The organism is Acinetobacter baumannii, from assembly GCF_009759685.1.
In the GTDB taxonomy this organism is placed as follows: domain Bacteria; phylum Pseudomonadota; class Gammaproteobacteria; order Pseudomonadales; family Moraxellaceae; genus Acinetobacter; species Acinetobacter baumannii.
On sequence record NZ_CP046654.1, the window covers coordinates 3,556,077 to 3,571,675 of the forward strand.

Below are 15,599 nucleotides of genomic sequence, written 5' to 3' on the forward strand. Positions count from 1 at the left end.
TAAAGGTATTTAAATTCAGTTATATACCCTACACATCTAGCCTCAATACCACTTCCAAATAAAACTAGGACAAACTTTGTCTTAGTTTTATTATTGACTATAAACACAGACTACATTAGTCTGTGTTTATAGTTGATCAATTATGAAATTAAATGGCTTATATCACTAGTAGCGTCGAGTATGCGATTCACTGTCTTCTTTTCCTTGTGAACAATGAAGATAAACCTTTGAGTAGTAAGGATCTTGCTGAATTACAAGGAGTCTCTCCGAGTTTTATGGCCAAGATTTTTCCTAAACTTGAAAAGGCAGGTCTGGTTGTTGCTCAAGAAGGTGTTCGCGGCGGCTATTTACTGGCTCGATCTGCTCACGAAATCAGCTTTTTAGATATCGTGAATGCAATCGAAGGTGAAAAACCGCTTTTTGAGTGCCAAGAAGTGCGTGGTAAATGTGCAGTCTTTAACAATGCCCCACCAGATTGGGCAACCAGTGGTGTGTGTGCCGTACATGCTGTCATGCTACAAGCCGAAAAAGCTATGCGAGACGCATTAGGTGCTCATACACTTGGCGATATTGCAGACCGTTTTGGCCGTTATGCCCCCGACGTATTTTTTAGTGATGTAAATGGTTGGATCAACGAGCGCATTGAAGGAAGAACAGCAAAAATGCGGAAAAGTAAAATATCGCGGGATACTCCCGACTAATGAGCTAATAAGCCTCAAATACTAAAGTAAAACATCCCTAATCCGTTTTAAACGCCTTCTCAGATTTTTTCGGACAATCAGAGAATGGATTCGCTCACCCTAAATTTTATGATGAGCTGGAACGTGTTGTCCGAAAAATCGATCAAAAGGATAATCCAATGAGTAAGCGTATTATTATTGCTGGTTCTGGCTTTGCAGGTTTATGGGCTGCACTCGCTGCACAAAGAGCAATCCATTTAGCATCACAAGAACAAAACATTGAAGTGATGATGGTTTCCCCTAGTCCAAATGTCGGGATTCGTCCTCGTCTTTATGAGGCCGTGCTTGAAAACATGAACCCTGATATTTCAGAGTTATTAACCGTGGTTGGGGTTAAATTTCTGGCAGGTTGGGTAAATAAAATTGACTCAAACCAACAGACCATCGAAGTTGCAACCACCGATGGCAACAAGCAAAACTTAAGCTATGACCGTTTTATTCTGGCAACCGGAAGTACCACTTTTATGCCACCTATACCAGGTCTAAAAGAATATGGATTTAGCGTAAATACATTAGAAGATGCTGGAAAACTAGATCATCATCTTAAAAACTTAGCCACTAAACCTGCAAATGCAGCTCGTAATACTGTAGTCGTTGCTGGTGGTGGTCTTACTGGGTTAGAAACCGTGACCGAAATGCCTGAACGTTTGCGTAGCATTTTAGGTGAAACTGATGTCCGTGTGGTTTTGGTTGACTCCTCAACAGAAATTGGTGCAGCAATGGGCGACCAAGCTGCTAGTGTTATTCGAGAAGCCCTTAGCGAACTCGGTGTTGAAGGTAAAGCTGGGCTAAGAGTTACTGCGCTAGATGCCACTGGCGTAACGCTTTCTAACGGCGAAAAAATTGAAACAGAGACCGTGATCTGGACTGCCGGTATGCGGGCTAATCCACTTGCCTCTCAAATTGCTGGTGAAAAAGATAATTTAGGTCGTTTGATTGGGGATACTTATTTACATGCACCTGAAGCAAAAAACATTTTTGTGACTGGTGACACTGTAAAAGTTCCAACCGATGATTTAGGCAATTTTAATGTGATGTCGTGCCAGCATGCTATGAGCTTAGGCCGTGTGGCGGGTTATAACGCTGCGGCAGAATTGGTTGATTTACCACTTCATCCATACAGCCAACCGAAGTATGTGACGTGTGTTGACTTGGGTCCTTGGGGTGCACTTTATACCGAAGGTTGGGATCGACAAGTTCAATTTGTGCGTGAAGAAGCGAAAAAAATTAAACAGGAAATTAATACTGTTTGGATTTATCCACCAGTTGCTGACCGTGAAGCAGTTTTTGCAATAGCAAACCCTGATTTTGTGATTGTTCCTTAAGCTTAATTTTTTTGATCAATCCATTTATTTAAAAACCCTAAAAGTAAGACCATCGTTGGTTCTACTTTTAGGGTTTATATTTGAATTATTAAATTATGACTTTTCTAGCTCTTCTATTATCGCTAAAGCCGTCTTCTTAGCTGAAAACGGGTTTTGACCAGTAATCAAGTTGCCATCTTGAACGACATACGGCGCAAAAGGAATAAAAGCCTTTTCATAACGAGCGCCATATTCTTTCGCTAACTCTTCGGCATTATATGGCACTTTTTTTGCCACCCCTGCCAAAACTTCTTCACTCCATGCAAAGCCTGTTAACTTTTTGCCTTTTATAAGTCTTTCGCCATTGGAAAGTCTGACATTGAGCAAGCCACAATAGCCATGACAAACACTCGAAACAATACCGCCTTTTTCATAAATATTTTTGGTGATTTCTTGCAGTTCAGGGTTATCTAGAAAATCCCACATCACACCATGACCACCCGTATAGTAGATCACGTCATAATCTTGCCAATTAATGTCGGAAGGCTTAAAAGTATTTTCCAGCAGCGTAATAAAAGCTTGATCTTTTTCTCGGTCTTTAACAGATTTATCTGCCACTAAAGGCACAAGCGATTTAGGTTCAATCGGAGTTTTTCCACCATTTGGACTCACAATATCTTGTATATAGCCTTGCTTTTCAAACTCATCATAAGCATGGGTGAGCTCCCCTAACCACAGCCCTGTTGGTTCATCGACATTCTTATAGCTTGAAACATTGGTCACGACATGTAATATGCGTTTAGACATTTTCTCACCTCATTCTTCATATTTATAATTCTATCTTTTATCTATCAAAACATAGAAAGCTGTTACTGAAAGTGTGCGCTTAGTAAAGTTATGAACTTGCTTTTACATTACTATAAGTCTAAAGTTAACTTTAATGTCAATAGAGTATGTGGCTATGAATATTAGCGAGTTATCAAAACTAAGTGGTTTAAGTACCCCTACAATTCGTTATTATGAGCAAATCAAACTCTTGCCTAAAGCAAAAAGGAAATCGAATGGCTACCGTGAATATACTGATAATGATTTGAAACAACTTTCTTTAATTCAGCAAGCCCAGCAAGTTGGCTTTTCTTTAGCAGAAATTAAATCATTTTTACCGTCAAAGGTAACTACTTGGAACCATGACGCACTCATCCAAACACTTGAATCTAAAATTCAGGAAATAGAGCTTTTAGAACAAAAGCTAAAAGTCAGTAAGCAAAACTTACGTACTATGGTTGAAGCAATTAATAACAAACCCGATGAAATTACCTGTGAAGAAAATGCCGAACGTCTCATGAATCTCTATTACGATAAATCAAAAACTCCGTAATTCCTTAAAGGTATATTGACCTTAAAGTGTGCTTTAAACATACGATTGATTACAGGTGATAAATGAGGACCTGTCATGTTTAAAGTGTGGAACTTTCAACGTTGTTTAAGCATTATTTTTGCCATTCTTTTATCTACAAATGCGGTTTATGCCGCAGGTTCAGATAAAGCTCAAAGCCCTGCAAAAATAAATGGAAAAATTTTAGTCGTCATGACTAATCACTCGGCTTACCCTTCTCGTTCGGATAAAACAGGGCTGTGGTTGACTGAACTCATCCATTTTTATGATGTTGCATCAGCTGCTGGCTATGAAATGGATTTTGTAAGTCCTTTAGGCAGTCAAGTGCCGTTAGATGAGCGTAGTTTAAAGTCTATTTACTTAGACAAATCCGCTCGTCAGCGTTTAGCTGACCCAGCATTTATGCAGAAGTTGAAAACGACATTGGCTCCGAACACGATTAATCCTACCCAGTACAAAGCCATTTACTATACGGGTGGACACGGTACCATGTGGGATTTCCCAAACAATAAAGCTTTGCAAAACATTAGCGAACAGATCTATCGCCAAGGTGGGGTTGTTTCAGCGGTCTGTCATGGCGTAGGTGGTTTATTACCTCTACAGAATGAAAATGGTAAACCACTAATTGCGGGTAGAACTGTTACTGGTTTCGCAAATATCGAAGAAACTTTATCTGGTATTAAGTCTCAAGTTCCTTTTTCTTTACAGAATGAACTCATTGAACGTGGAGCAAACTACAAACAAGCATTTATTCCATTTACCTCGTATGTGGTTTCAGACGACAGAATTATTACTGGACAAAACCCACAGTCGAGTAAAGAAATTGCAGAAGCAGTCGTTAAGCGTTTAAGTAGCATTCAATAAATTGATAAAATATTCATATTAAAAAGCCAATTACAGATTAACTCTCTAATTGGCTTTTCTTTTAAGTAATAACCAGTGGACCTGAACCCGGCAGCTCAGTCACTAGCTTATAACCCATCAGTTTTGCAGGTGTATATGTACCACCTTTAACGGTATTTTTGAGTAAATAATTCACTACAGTCAGTGAACCGTTTACCGTGAGACTATAAGCGTTTTCCGTTTGGATACGGGCGGTTTTTATTTCTCCACGCGCGTTTCTTACTTCACCCCAAACATAGGTAGGTACTTTCGCGCGAAGTTCCTCATTTGGTCCCACAACCGTTTTTTCAATACGCGACTTAATAAACTTCTGCACAGCATTAATTTTTAATACTGGGCGTAAATAGTTCATCATTTTGGCGCCCATAATCATTTTGGGAAATGCGGGTACAAATACTTCAATATTTGGAATACCTGTTGTATAGAAAGCTGTAGATACATCTCCCCATGGAACGCTCATAGCACTTTTTTTACCATCACCAAAATCAATGGTCCGGACATAATGTGCTAATGGAACAGTGGTAATTTTTCCGTTTTTACGAATTTTGCCATCTTCGGCCATACCTTCTGTACTTGTTTTTGCAGTACCCGGTGAAAGCCCTGTTTTTGAATCAAAACCAAGCGCCAAATAGGTCGCATCTGGCAGTGCTTCTTTGAGCGCAGCGGCAACGCAATCTGTCGGAATCACATCAAAACCAACACCTGGACAAAGCACAACATAGGCTTTTTCGGCTTGGCTGTTAAGTGACTGTGCCAATTCAAATACGGCGATTTCGCCCGTAATATCTAGATAGTGAGCACCTGCCTTTATACAAGCTTCCATCATGGGTTTCGATGTCGCGGAAAATGGCCCTGCACAGTGCATGACCAGTTTAAAGCCTTGGAGTTGTTTACTTACCGCATCCACGTTATCTAGCCCAAAAGCCTTATAACCAAGCCCCAACTCTTGAGCAAGTGCTTCAACCTTAGCTCTGTTACGACCAGCCAAAGTTGGTTTTAGACCTAGGCGTACAGCTTCACGAGCGATTAACTCGCCCGTGTAACCATTTGCTCCATAAATTATCCAGTTTGAATCATTCGGATTTGTCATAACACAACTCACTTATTAAGAAGCAAATGAATAGTCACGCATGCCTTTTTTGTATTGGCGAGTACGGCATGACATAGCTGATTGTTGCAAAATTAAAGCCCAAGCTGGTGAAACATTTGGTTTTGTTTTTTTACCTGCGCTTAAATTACGTAACTGGAATTTGACCACAGCCATATTGGCAAGTGAAGCAAGTGTTTTGTTCTTCCAGGTAATTGGTTTTAACTCAGGAGTAAGATTCTGGCCTTGTTTCCAAGCATTTGGCAAATTAGGTTCAATTGCTAAAGCTGTGGCAATACCGACCATATCTACACCACTTTCAACCACTTGCTCTGCCACTTGTTTACGGCGTATGCCACCTGTCACCATAACAGGCATTTTGGCAACTTTACGAATTTCTTGTGCAAATTCTAAAAAGTAACCTTCACGAGCAAGTGTTCGGCCATCGCGCGCTTGACCTTGCATTGCAGGCGCTTCATAGCTACCGCCTGAAAGTTCAACCAAATCAACTGCATGTTCATTTAGCATTTTAACCACTTGTTGGGCATCTTCAGCGCTAAACCCACCACGTTGGAAATCGGCTGAATTTAGTTTCACTGCAACAGTAAACTGAGGCGAAACCACTTTACGAACGGCTTCCACAATCTCAATTAAAATGCGAGCGCGGTTTTCTAAAGAACCACCCCATTGATCTTGGCGTTTATTACTCAGTGGAGAAAGAAACTGGCTTAATAAATAACCATGCGCTGCATGAATTTCTACACCTGTAAATCCTGCTTTTTCACCTAAACGCGCCGTGTTTGCAAAACGCTGAATCACCTCTGCAATCATAGATTCAGTCATTTCAATTGGTGTATTAAAGCGATTTGACATTTTGCCAAGATCAAGTGAAATAGCCGATGGTGCCCACGTCTGCTGACCAAGATTAGCTTGCATCTGGCGACCCGGATGGTTAATTTGAAGCCACATCTGAGCGCCTTTTGAGCGCCCAATTTGTGCCCATTTTTTAAAAGTATCTAGATGCTTTTCATCTTCAAGCACTACGCCGCCCGGTCCAGTCATCGCTCGGCGGTCTACCATTACATTTCCGGTAATAATTAAACCTACGCCACCATTTGCCCAAGCCTGATATAAACGCATTAATTCTTCTGATGGTGCATGGTTTAAATCAGCCATGTTTTCTTCCATTGCTGCTTTAGCAATACGGTTAGGAACATATGAGCCATTTGGGAATACTAATTTTTCGAACACTTTCATTGGAATGACCTCATTCAGTATGGCTTTACTTTAAGGTTAAAGCTAACTTTAATGTCAATACCCTTTATTATTCCTCTCTTTATTACTTTTAATTTCATTGGGTTATAAATAAAAAAGAGGCACTTAACGCCTCTTTTTTAAAGTTTGAATGTTTTTAATTATTCACGTATAAAGGCCAATAAATCAGCATTAATCACTTCATGGTTTACAGTTAACATGCCGTGAGAAAAACCTGGATAGATTTTGAGTTGGCTATTTTGAAGTAATTCAGCAGATTTTACGCCAGAAGTTTTATACGGCACGATCTGGTCGTCGTCACCATGCAACACCAAAACAGGAACCGTGATTTTCTTTAAATCTTCGGTGAAGTCAGTTTGTGAGAATGCCACGATACCATCGTAATGTGCTTTTGCACTACCCGTCATACCCTGACGCCACCAGTTCGAAATGATACCTTCAGATGGTTTCGCATCAGGACGGTTAAAACCATAGAATGGACCAGATGGCAGGTCACGGAAAAATTGCGCACGGTTTGTGAGTACTTGATTTTGAAGGTCATCAAAAACTTCTTTTGGTAAACCTTCAGGATTATTTTCAGTTTGAACCATTAGTGGGGGTACTGCACTGACAAGGACTGCTTTTGCAACGTTTTCCTGACCATGACGTGCAATATAGCGGACTACCTCGCCACCACCAGTTGAGTGTCCAATATGAATTGCATTTTTAATGTTCAGATGTTTAACCACTTCTGCAACGTCATCTGCATAGTGGTCCATATCATGACCATCCCACACTTGACTTGAGCGCCCGTGCCCACGTCTGTCATGAGCAACTACGCGGAAACCTTCTTTAAGGAAAAAAAGCAATTGTGTGTCCCAATCATCTGAACTTAAAGGCCAACCGTGATGAAAAAATAAAACTTGGGCATCGCGTGGCCCCCAGTCTTTATAGAAAATGTCTACGCCATCTTTTGTGGTTACATATCCCATCTTTGTACTCCTGCTGAAAATCTGCTTCTAGATTCGTTATAAAGGTATGAATATTTATCGTAAGATTAAAGTTAGCTTTAAGGTCAATAGTCTCAATCTTATTGTTAAAATAAAATTTATATGAAGACTCTACTGTACTCTGTATCTTTTTAATATTTAATTGTTTTTTATTTTATTTCTTTTAAATGTCAAAGACTTTACAGCTAGAAATTAAAGTCTTGACTTTAAAGTGAACTTTAACCTTATAGTGCCGACATTGGCTATAAATTAACACGTCTTGATAAAGACAACGGTAGCTACGCGGTCAATTAATGTAAAGGTGAACTCCAATGAATATAAAACAACAATTTACTGAGGTTGAATTTGGACAACAAAAAATCAAAGTACCCAAAGGTGGTTATTATGACCGTTTTAGAATGAATCCCGATTTAGATGAAGTCGCTCAAGACCCTGCTGCTGGCAATATCGACTTTTTCCGTCATATTCCTAAAAAATTAGTTGAATCAAGAGTTGGACCTGTTTGGGCACCGAACTTTTATTATCGTAGTGCAAATGTTCAGCTATTAATGCTTGCTCCCATTCAACATATTAAGGCAAAACTTCCTGATGCTTTAACGCCCTTACAACCATTTCCGGGTTATGGATTGGTCGCAGTTACGTTCTTTAGCTATTCGGTTTGTGACAATGACCCGTATAACGAGGTGTCGATTGCGATTGTTGTACGCAAACCCAAGGCTCGTGGGCCACATATCGTAGAGTTAATGAAATCGATGCGTCAACGCCACTTTCATGCACATGTTTTAGCTTTACCTGTCGATACTGAAATCGCCCGAGTACGGGGTGTATATGGTTACCAGTTACCAAAATGGTTAACAAAAATTGATATCGGTATTAGTTCAAAAGAGGTTCAAGCCAAAATTTTCGATGTTAATGGAAAATTAGATTTAAGTTTAAAAACTGCTGTTCCTACTTTAAAACGTGTCAATTCTGAAACACATATTAATAAAGCAACCATGCTACATATTGTTGACGGGAAATGGCACCAAACAGACGTTCAATCAAACGTTCTTTCTTTTGCGCAAAAACTTTTTCCAAAGAATATTCAACTCGAGAAAGATGAGGGGCCTTTGACAAAGCTGCTAAATGAACTTGGCGCTTCAAAAATTCTCCGCTTAGATGTTATCGAAGATGCTCAAGTCGTGCTTAATTTGCCTACTCCGTTATAAATTTATTCTTCGAGATATAAAAAGAGACCAACTCGTGGTCTCTTTTTATTTTTAGATCGCGTTTCTAGTCATCTCACCATTAACCAGTCTTAAAATCTGCAACGGGTTGCTATCTTTTAAAGCCTCTGGCAATAAACTTTGCGGATAGTTCTGGTAACACACAGGGCGCAAGTAACGGTCAATGGCCAAGGTTCCAACTGAAGTACCTCGTGCATCTGAAGTTGCCGGGTATGGCCCGCCGTGCACCATCGCATCACAGACCTCAACACCTGTTGGGTAGCCATTTATAAGTAATCTACCGGCTTTTTCTTCTAATACAGGAACCACATCTGCAAACTCGGTTAAGTCAGCTTCATCGGCAATTAAAGTCGCAGTCAGTTGCCCATTCATACTTTGTAAGGCCTGAATGAGTTGGGCTTTATCTTCAACTTCAATGATGACTGTGGTTGGCCCAAAGATTTCTTCTTGTAAAAGCTGGTCACCTGCCAGCAATAATTCAACATCAGCTTTAAACAGTTGTGGCTGAGCCTGATTACCTTGTTGAGTTTGACCTGCCAAATGCTTGATGCCTTGATGCTGGGTTAAGTGCTCAAGACCAGCGGTATAACTTTTTAAGGTGCCAGCATTGAGCATAGTCTGCGCAGGCTTAGCCCCCATAATTTCAGTCAGGTTGCTAATGAGCTGACTAAATTCAGCTGATTTAATTCCCAAAATCAAACCCGGATTAGTACAGAACTGACCACAGCCTAAAACCACTGAATCAGCCAAGTCCTGTGCAATTTTTTCACCACGGTTTTTTAAGGCTTCTGGCAACATCAACATCGGGTTAATACTGCTCATTTCAGCAAACACAGGAATCGGTTGTGGACGGGCTGCGGCCATATCACATAAAGCACGACCACCACGTAATGAACCTGTAAAACCCACAGCCTGAATTAAAGGATGCTTCACTAAAGGCTCGCCCACACCATTACCGTAGATCATGTTAAATACACCTTTTGGCATATTTGATTTTTCTACGGCACGCTCAATTGCCTGAGCTACAAAATCTGCTGTCGCCATATGCCCACTATGGGCTTTTACTACCACCGAACATCCAGCCGCCAGTGCCGAAGCAGTGTCTCCACCCGCAGTTGAGAATGCTAAAGGAAAGTTACTTGCCCCAAAGACTGCCACAGGGCCAACACCGATTTTAATCTGACGCAAGTCTGGGCGAGGTAAAGGCTGGCGCTCAGGCAAAGCGGTATCAATACGGGCACCTAAAAAATCACCACGGCGCAGCACTTTGGCAAATAAACGCATTTGCCCACTGGTCCGGGCACGTTCACCTTGTAAGCGTGCAAGTGGCAAAGCGGTTTCTTGTGAGACGATTTCAAGAAAATCTGTACCCAAAGCATCGAGCTCATCGGCAATATTTTCTAAAAAAACAGCACGCTGTTCAGGTGTGGTATGGCGGTAAGTCTTAAACGCTTGACTGGCGGCTTCACAAGCCTGATTAATCTCTTGCTCGGTTGCATGATGAAACTCATAAGGCAAAGCTTCACCAGTCGTAGCATGAATACTTTTTAATAAGGTTGTACCTTGTGCGCTGCGTGAACCGCCAATAAAGTTGTGTCCAATGACCATTTTTATATTCCTTAGAGAGTAATAACTGAACCAATCGGTAGCTCTGGTTGTGTATGAGCAAGTTTGTTTTTGAGTGGATGTCCGAACTCTTTCATTTCTATTTCAAACTCATCATTAACTTGCGCTTGAATACCATCGGCAAAAGATAGAGTCGCTGTACCGAAATAATGGATATGAACATCCCCTGCTTTTAAAAATTGTTGATACTTAAAGTGGTGATATTCCAGATTTGCCAAGCTATGACACATATTGTCTTCACCCGACAAAAACTCTTTTTCCCAAATGATTTGTCCATTACGGCGCAAGCGGCTGGTTCCCACTAAATGTTTTGGTAACTCGCCTGTCCGTAAAGCTGGACCAAAACTGCAAAAACGCAATTTTGAATGGGCCAGATATAAATAGTTACGGCGCTCCATCACGTGATCAGAATATTCATTGCCCAGCGCAAACCCGATTCGGTAAGGCTTTAGGTCTTCTCCAATAACATAGAGTCCTGCGATTTCAGGTTCTTCGCCGCCGTCTTCGGCAAATGGAGGTAAAGGCAACTCTGCTCCCGGTCTCACCACAATTGAACCATCGCCTTTATAAAACCATTCTGGCTGTGCCCCGATCTGGCCTTCTGGTGGACGACCCTTTTGTAGTCCCCACTGAAATATTCGCATGGTGTCGGTCACTGAGCTGTCATCGCTTAAATTTTGCTGATGCATTTTGTCGCGTGCAGATGCAGAACCTAAATGAGTTAAACCTGTACCGGAAACTAAACAGTGCGTTGGATCTGGATGGTCTAAAGGCGGCAGTACCTTTAAATCTGCTAATAAAGATGAATAATCATAAGTCTCCGCTTCAAACCCTAGCGCCTCAACTTGTTGCTCCAACGAAACTTTATTGCGGATTGCCAAAAGTGCTAAATCACGAACCGATTGAATATTTTTAACCGGATATGCCATGTTGCCTTCTACTTTGGCAACAGCACGTTGATTTACACGATTTTCAAATTGAATAATTTGCATGTTTTATTCCTTACAAAGGCTTTTGAATATTCACTGTTTGTGTTTTTTGACGTTCGAGCTTGGCATAGACGATGTAAGTCAAAATCAGGCCAAAAAGCATAACGATAGATAAGAAATACAAACCAGCAGCCATATTTCCTGTGTATTCTTTTAAAAGTCCGATGCCAAATGGCCCGACATAGCCACCTAAATTTCCGACAGAATTAATTAAAGCAATGCCAGCCGCTGCACTTGCGCCTGTTAAGAAACGGCCCGGTAATGTCCAAAACACAGCAGTTGATGAAAATAGGCAGAACGCAACCACGGCCAAAGCAGCTAATTGCATGGCTGGAGAATTTAGCCAACCACTCAAAAACATTGCGCAAGCGCCTAGGGCGTAGAGAAAACTTAAATGTCCATAGCGGTCATTTAAACGGTCAGTACTACGTGGAATGATTAATAATCCAATAATTCCAAAAATATAGGGAATGCTAGATAAGAACCCAATTTGAATATCACTACCTCCGCCAAATTGCTTAATAATGGTAGGAAGCCAGAGATTTAAACCATAAATACTTAAAGTTACCGGTAAGTAGTAAAGTGCTAATAAAAGTACGCGTTTGTCTTTTAAAGCATGTAGTGGATTGGCATGTCGGGTTTGGTCATATTCGGCTTCATCTTTAACGAGTTCATTTTTAAGCCATTGTTTTTGTTCAATGCTTAACCATTTCACTTTTTCAATGTTATCGGGCAGCCACAAAAATGTAGGTAAAGCCAATAAAACTGCGGGCAAGCCAACTGCAACAAACAACCATTGCCAGCCGTGTAAATTTGCAATGCCATCCATTCCAAGTAATAGACCAGCTAAAGGCCCTGCAATCATCATGGCAATCGGTTGTGAAAGCACAAACATTCCCATGATTTTTCCGCGATGCCGCACCGGATACCACTGCGTAATTAGGTATAAAACACCAGGGAAAAAACCCGCCTCTGCTACACCGAGTAAAAACCGTAAGAGATAAAAACTTTTAGGGCCTTGAATAAGCGCCATGGCCATGGTGATGAGGCCCCATGTTAATAAAATGCGGGTAAACCATTTACGAGCACCAAATTTGTCTAAAAGCAAATTACTTGGAACTTCAAAAAGAAAATATCCAATAAAAAATAAGCCAGCTCCTAGACCATAGGCAGCATCACCAATTCCTACATCGGCCCCCATATGCAAATGAGCGAACCCGACAGCGGCCCGATCAATGTATGCCACCAGATATAGTATGACTAATGCAGGTATCAGCTTAAACGTGACCGTCCGTATTACATCCTTTTCGAAATCCATCTTCGACTCCATTTCCTATTATTTACTTATAGAGCATCTTGCTCGTAAATTATCCTTTCAATTTAAAATATAGTAATACTATTTAAATTTCAAACCTTTTAAAAATAAAATTTATGGTGTATTTTTAAATTAATTAATTCTAATAGTAATACTATATAGGGAAATTTGTATGAATAATGAACAAGTTCTTCGTTCGGCTGCCTGGTTTGGTACAACGGATAAAAATGGCTTTATGTATCGTAGCTGGATGAAGAACCAAGGAATTCCAGATCATGAGTTTCAAGGCAAGCCTATCATTGGGATTTGTAATACGTGGTCTGAACTCACCCCATGTAATGCGCATTTTCGAAAAATTGCCGAACACGTAAAAAAAGGGATTTTAGAAGCGGGCGGCTACCCTGTTGAGTTTCCTGTATTTTCAAATGGTGAGTCGAATTTACGTCCTACCGCCATGTTTACCCGTAACTTAGCCAGTATGGATGTCGAAGAAGCGATTCGTGGTAACCCTATTGACGGTGTGGTGTTACTGACAGGTTGTGATAAAACCACCCCTGCATTATTAATGGGAGCTGCAAGCTGTGATATTCCAGCCATTGTAGTGACTGGTGGACCAATGCTGAATGGTAAACACAAAGGTAAAGACATTGGTGCAGGTACCATCGTTTGGCAAATGCATGAAGAGTTAAAAGCAGGCAAAATTGATTTAAATGAATTTCTATCTGCCGAGTCTGGTATGTCACGCTCGGCTGGTACATGTAACACCATGGGCACTGCTTCTACAATGGCCTGTATGGCTGAAGCCCTAGGCACTTCCTTACCCCACAATGCGGCCATTCCAGCGGTAGATTCTCGACGTTATGTGTTGGCTCATCTTTCTGGTATGCGTATTGTTGATATGGTTCATGAAGATTTACGCCTTTCTAAAATTTTAACCAAAGAAGCTTTCGAAAATGCCATTAAAGTCAATGCAGCTATTGGTGGTTCAACCAATGCCGTGATTCACCTAAAAGCAATTGCCGGACGTATTGGGGTTGATTTACAACTTGATGACTGGAACCGTGTTGGCCGCGGCATGCCAACCATTGTCGACTTACAGCCTTCGGGTCGTTTTTTAATGGAAGAGTTCTATTATAGCGGCGGCTTGCCAGCCGTGATTCGTCGCATGGGTGAAGCCAATCTCTTACCACATCCTCAAGCTTTAACCGTAAACGGTCAAACCATTTGGGAAAACTGCCAACAATCACCTATTTATAACGATGAAGTGATTCGAAAAATAGATAACCCAATTCGACAAGATGGCGGTATGTGTATTTTGCGCGGAAATTTAGCGCCTAAAGGTGCGGTGCTTAAACCATCTGCTGCCACACCGGAGTTGATGAAACACCGTGGTCGTGCAGTCGTATTTGAAAACTTCGATGATTATAAAGCCCGCATTAATGACCCAGATCTAGATGTCGATGAAACTTGTATTCTTGTGATGAAAAATGCTGGCCCTAAAGGCTATCCGGGCATGGCCGAGGTTGGAAATATGGGCCTACCACCAAAAATTTTAGCCAAAGGCATTACCGACATGGTTCGTATTTCCGACGCACGTATGAGTGGAACAGCGTATGGCACTGTCGTTTTACATGTTGCCCCTGAAGCTATGGCAGGTGGGCCTTTGGCCGTAGTTCAAAATGGTGACTTTATCGAACTTGATGCCTATGCTGGAAAACTTCACCTAGAAGTGAGTGATGAAGAACTTAAGCAACGTCTTGAAAATTTAGCACCACCAGCTCCACCAAGTTTTATTGGCGGTTACCGTAAGCTCTATGTAGAACATGTTTTACAAGCCGATGAGGGTTGTGATTTTGATTTCTTGGTCGGTTGCCGCGGCTCAGAAGTCCCACGTCATTCTCATTAATATTTATTCTTGAAAAAGATGATCTTGTTAAAACACAAGGTCATCTATACCATAGGATATTCAACATGTCGTAATAGTGAAATATGAGTAAAGCTGACTATAAAAATCCTATTCCAAGCAAAAGCCAACATGCGTTAATTGTTCAACAATTGGGATTAAAAATTGTTTCTGGAGAAATTTCAGAAAATGAAAAGCTCCCAAGTGAAGTAGATTTATGTGAGGAATATAAAGTCAGCCGCCCGGTCTTTCGCGAAGCAATCCGTGTTTTAAACGCTAAAGGCTTAACTTACTCAAGACCCAAAATCGGAACGGTGGTTAGACCTAAAGACGAATGGCATTTACTCGACCCAGATGTACTGTTTTGGCTAATTCAAACGACGCCTGAACATGAGTTTTTTAAAACACTTTCTACTGTACGACGAGTTTTAGAACCGGAGTTAGCTTATATTGCGGCAAGTACAGCAAATGAAGAGGATATTGAGCGTATTAAGCAAGCCTATGAAGGCATGGAAAAGGCAACAACAGTTGAAGAGTTTATAGAACCCGATATTCAGTTTCACTTAGCAATTGCCAAAGCAACGCATAATGACTTGCTGGCTTATATGTCAAAAATGCTGGTTTTACCTTTGCAGCAATCGATTCAAGTCACCAGTCTACGCCCAAATTTACAAGGTCATTCATTACCAAGACATAAAGCGATTTTAACAGCAATTGAAAATAAAGATCCGCTCTCTGCTCGCCATGCTTCACTGGTTCAGCTAGACGATACTAAAATGGCTTATGATTTAATTAAAAAATAATTTTCTCTATGTATTAGAAAAAGCCTGCTGACTCCAAATTAAA

At 40.9% G+C, this 15,599-nt stretch carries 14 protein-coding genes; 7 read left to right on the forward strand and 7 right to left on the reverse strand.

Going from position 1 to position 15,599, the window contains the following annotated elements:
• Positions 1-152 precede the first annotated feature (152 nt).
• Positions 153-701, forward strand: a complete 549-nt coding sequence (locus GO593_RS16975; protein ID WP_000323486.1) for an RrF2 family transcriptional regulator — start codon at positions 153-155, stop codon at positions 699-701.
• A gap of 158 nt (positions 702-859) precedes the next feature.
• On the forward strand, positions 860-2,065 hold the full coding sequence (locus GO593_RS16980) for an NAD(P)/FAD-dependent oxidoreductase (RefSeq protein WP_000044144.1): 1,206 nt from the start codon (positions 860-862) through the stop codon (positions 2,063-2,065).
• A gap of 93 nt (positions 2,066-2,158) precedes the next feature.
• Here GO593_RS16980 and GO593_RS16985 read toward each other — a convergent pair whose 3' ends face one another.
• Positions 2,159-2,851, reverse strand: coding sequence for a type 1 glutamine amidotransferase domain-containing protein (locus GO593_RS16985; protein ID WP_000044224.1), 693 nt, complete (start codon positions 2,849-2,851; stop codon positions 2,159-2,161).
• A 154-nt stretch (positions 2,852-3,005) separates the two neighbouring features.
• Between GO593_RS16985 and GO593_RS16990 the strand changes: the two genes are divergently transcribed.
• Both GO593_RS16990 and GO593_RS16995 read left to right on the forward strand, forming a co-directional pair.
• The gene (locus tag GO593_RS16990) at positions 3,006-3,422 is read left to right on the forward strand and encodes a MerR family transcriptional regulator (RefSeq protein ID WP_001026795.1); all 417 of its coding nucleotides are present in this window, start codon (positions 3,006-3,008) and stop codon (positions 3,420-3,422) included.
• 75 nt (positions 3,423-3,497) lie between these two features.
• Positions 3,498-4,304 (forward strand): type 1 glutamine amidotransferase domain-containing protein, encoded by an 807-nt coding sequence (locus tag GO593_RS16995; RefSeq protein WP_000477544.1) that lies wholly within the window; start codon positions 3,498-3,500, stop codon positions 4,302-4,304.
• A 61-nt stretch (positions 4,305-4,365) separates the two neighbouring features.
• Here GO593_RS16995 and GO593_RS17000 read toward each other — a convergent pair whose 3' ends face one another.
• The 3 genes from GO593_RS17000 to GO593_RS17010 form a co-directional block, all read right to left on the reverse strand.
• Positions 4,366-5,433 carry a saccharopine dehydrogenase family protein gene (locus GO593_RS17000; protein ID WP_000184209.1) on the reverse strand — a complete coding sequence of 356 codons (1,068 nt, stop codon included), beginning with the start codon at positions 5,431-5,433 and terminating at the stop codon, positions 4,366-4,368.
• 15 nt (positions 5,434-5,448) lie between these two features.
• Complete coding sequence (locus tag GO593_RS17005; RefSeq protein ID WP_000862288.1) at positions 5,449-6,687, reverse strand: NADH:flavin oxidoreductase/NADH oxidase family protein; 1,239 nt, start codon at positions 6,685-6,687, stop codon at positions 5,449-5,451.
• Positions 6,688-6,845: 158 nt separating this feature from the next.
• On the reverse strand, positions 6,846-7,676 hold the full coding sequence (locus tag GO593_RS17010; RefSeq protein WP_000542611.1) for an alpha/beta fold hydrolase: 831 nt from the start codon (positions 7,674-7,676) through the stop codon (positions 6,846-6,848).
• 329 nt (positions 7,677-8,005) lie between these two features.
• Here GO593_RS17010 and GO593_RS17015 point away from each other — a divergent pair, with 329 nt between their 5' ends.
• Positions 8,006-8,902: a hypothetical protein gene (locus tag GO593_RS17015; protein ID WP_001022500.1), complete on the forward strand. Its 897-nt coding sequence runs from the start codon at positions 8,006-8,008 to the stop codon at positions 8,900-8,902.
• Positions 8,903-8,953: 51 nt separating this feature from the next.
• On the opposite strand, the gene GO593_RS17020 is transcribed toward GO593_RS17015, so the two are convergent.
• From GO593_RS17020 to abaQ, 3 genes are read right to left on the reverse strand one after another with little or no spacing between them, the layout of a single operon-like run.
• Positions 8,954-10,528, reverse strand: a complete 1,575-nt coding sequence (locus GO593_RS17020; RefSeq protein WP_000234419.1) for an aldehyde dehydrogenase (NADP(+)) — start codon at positions 10,526-10,528, stop codon at positions 8,954-8,956.
• A gap of 11 nt (positions 10,529-10,539) precedes the next feature.
• Complete coding sequence (araD1, locus tag GO593_RS17025; RefSeq protein WP_001165791.1) at positions 10,540-11,538, reverse strand: AraD1 family protein; 999 nt, start codon at positions 11,536-11,538, stop codon at positions 10,540-10,542.
• 10 nt (positions 11,539-11,548) lie between these two features.
• On the reverse strand, positions 11,549-12,853 hold the full coding sequence (gene abaQ, locus GO593_RS17030; RefSeq protein WP_000345073.1) for a multidrug efflux MFS transporter AbaQ: 1,305 nt from the start codon (positions 12,851-12,853) through the stop codon (positions 11,549-11,551).
• A 169-nt stretch (positions 12,854-13,022) separates the two neighbouring features.
• Between abaQ and GO593_RS17035 the strand changes: the two genes are divergently transcribed.
• Positions 13,023-14,756 (forward strand): IlvD/Edd family dehydratase, encoded by a 1,734-nt coding sequence (locus GO593_RS17035; RefSeq protein WP_001058535.1) that lies wholly within the window; start codon positions 13,023-13,025, stop codon positions 14,754-14,756.
• Positions 14,757-14,839: 83 nt separating this feature from the next.
• The gene (locus tag GO593_RS17040; RefSeq protein WP_000029959.1) at positions 14,840-15,556 is read left to right on the forward strand and encodes a FadR/GntR family transcriptional regulator; all 717 of its coding nucleotides are present in this window, start codon (positions 14,840-14,842) and stop codon (positions 15,554-15,556) included.
• Positions 15,557-15,599 lie beyond the last annotated feature (43 nt).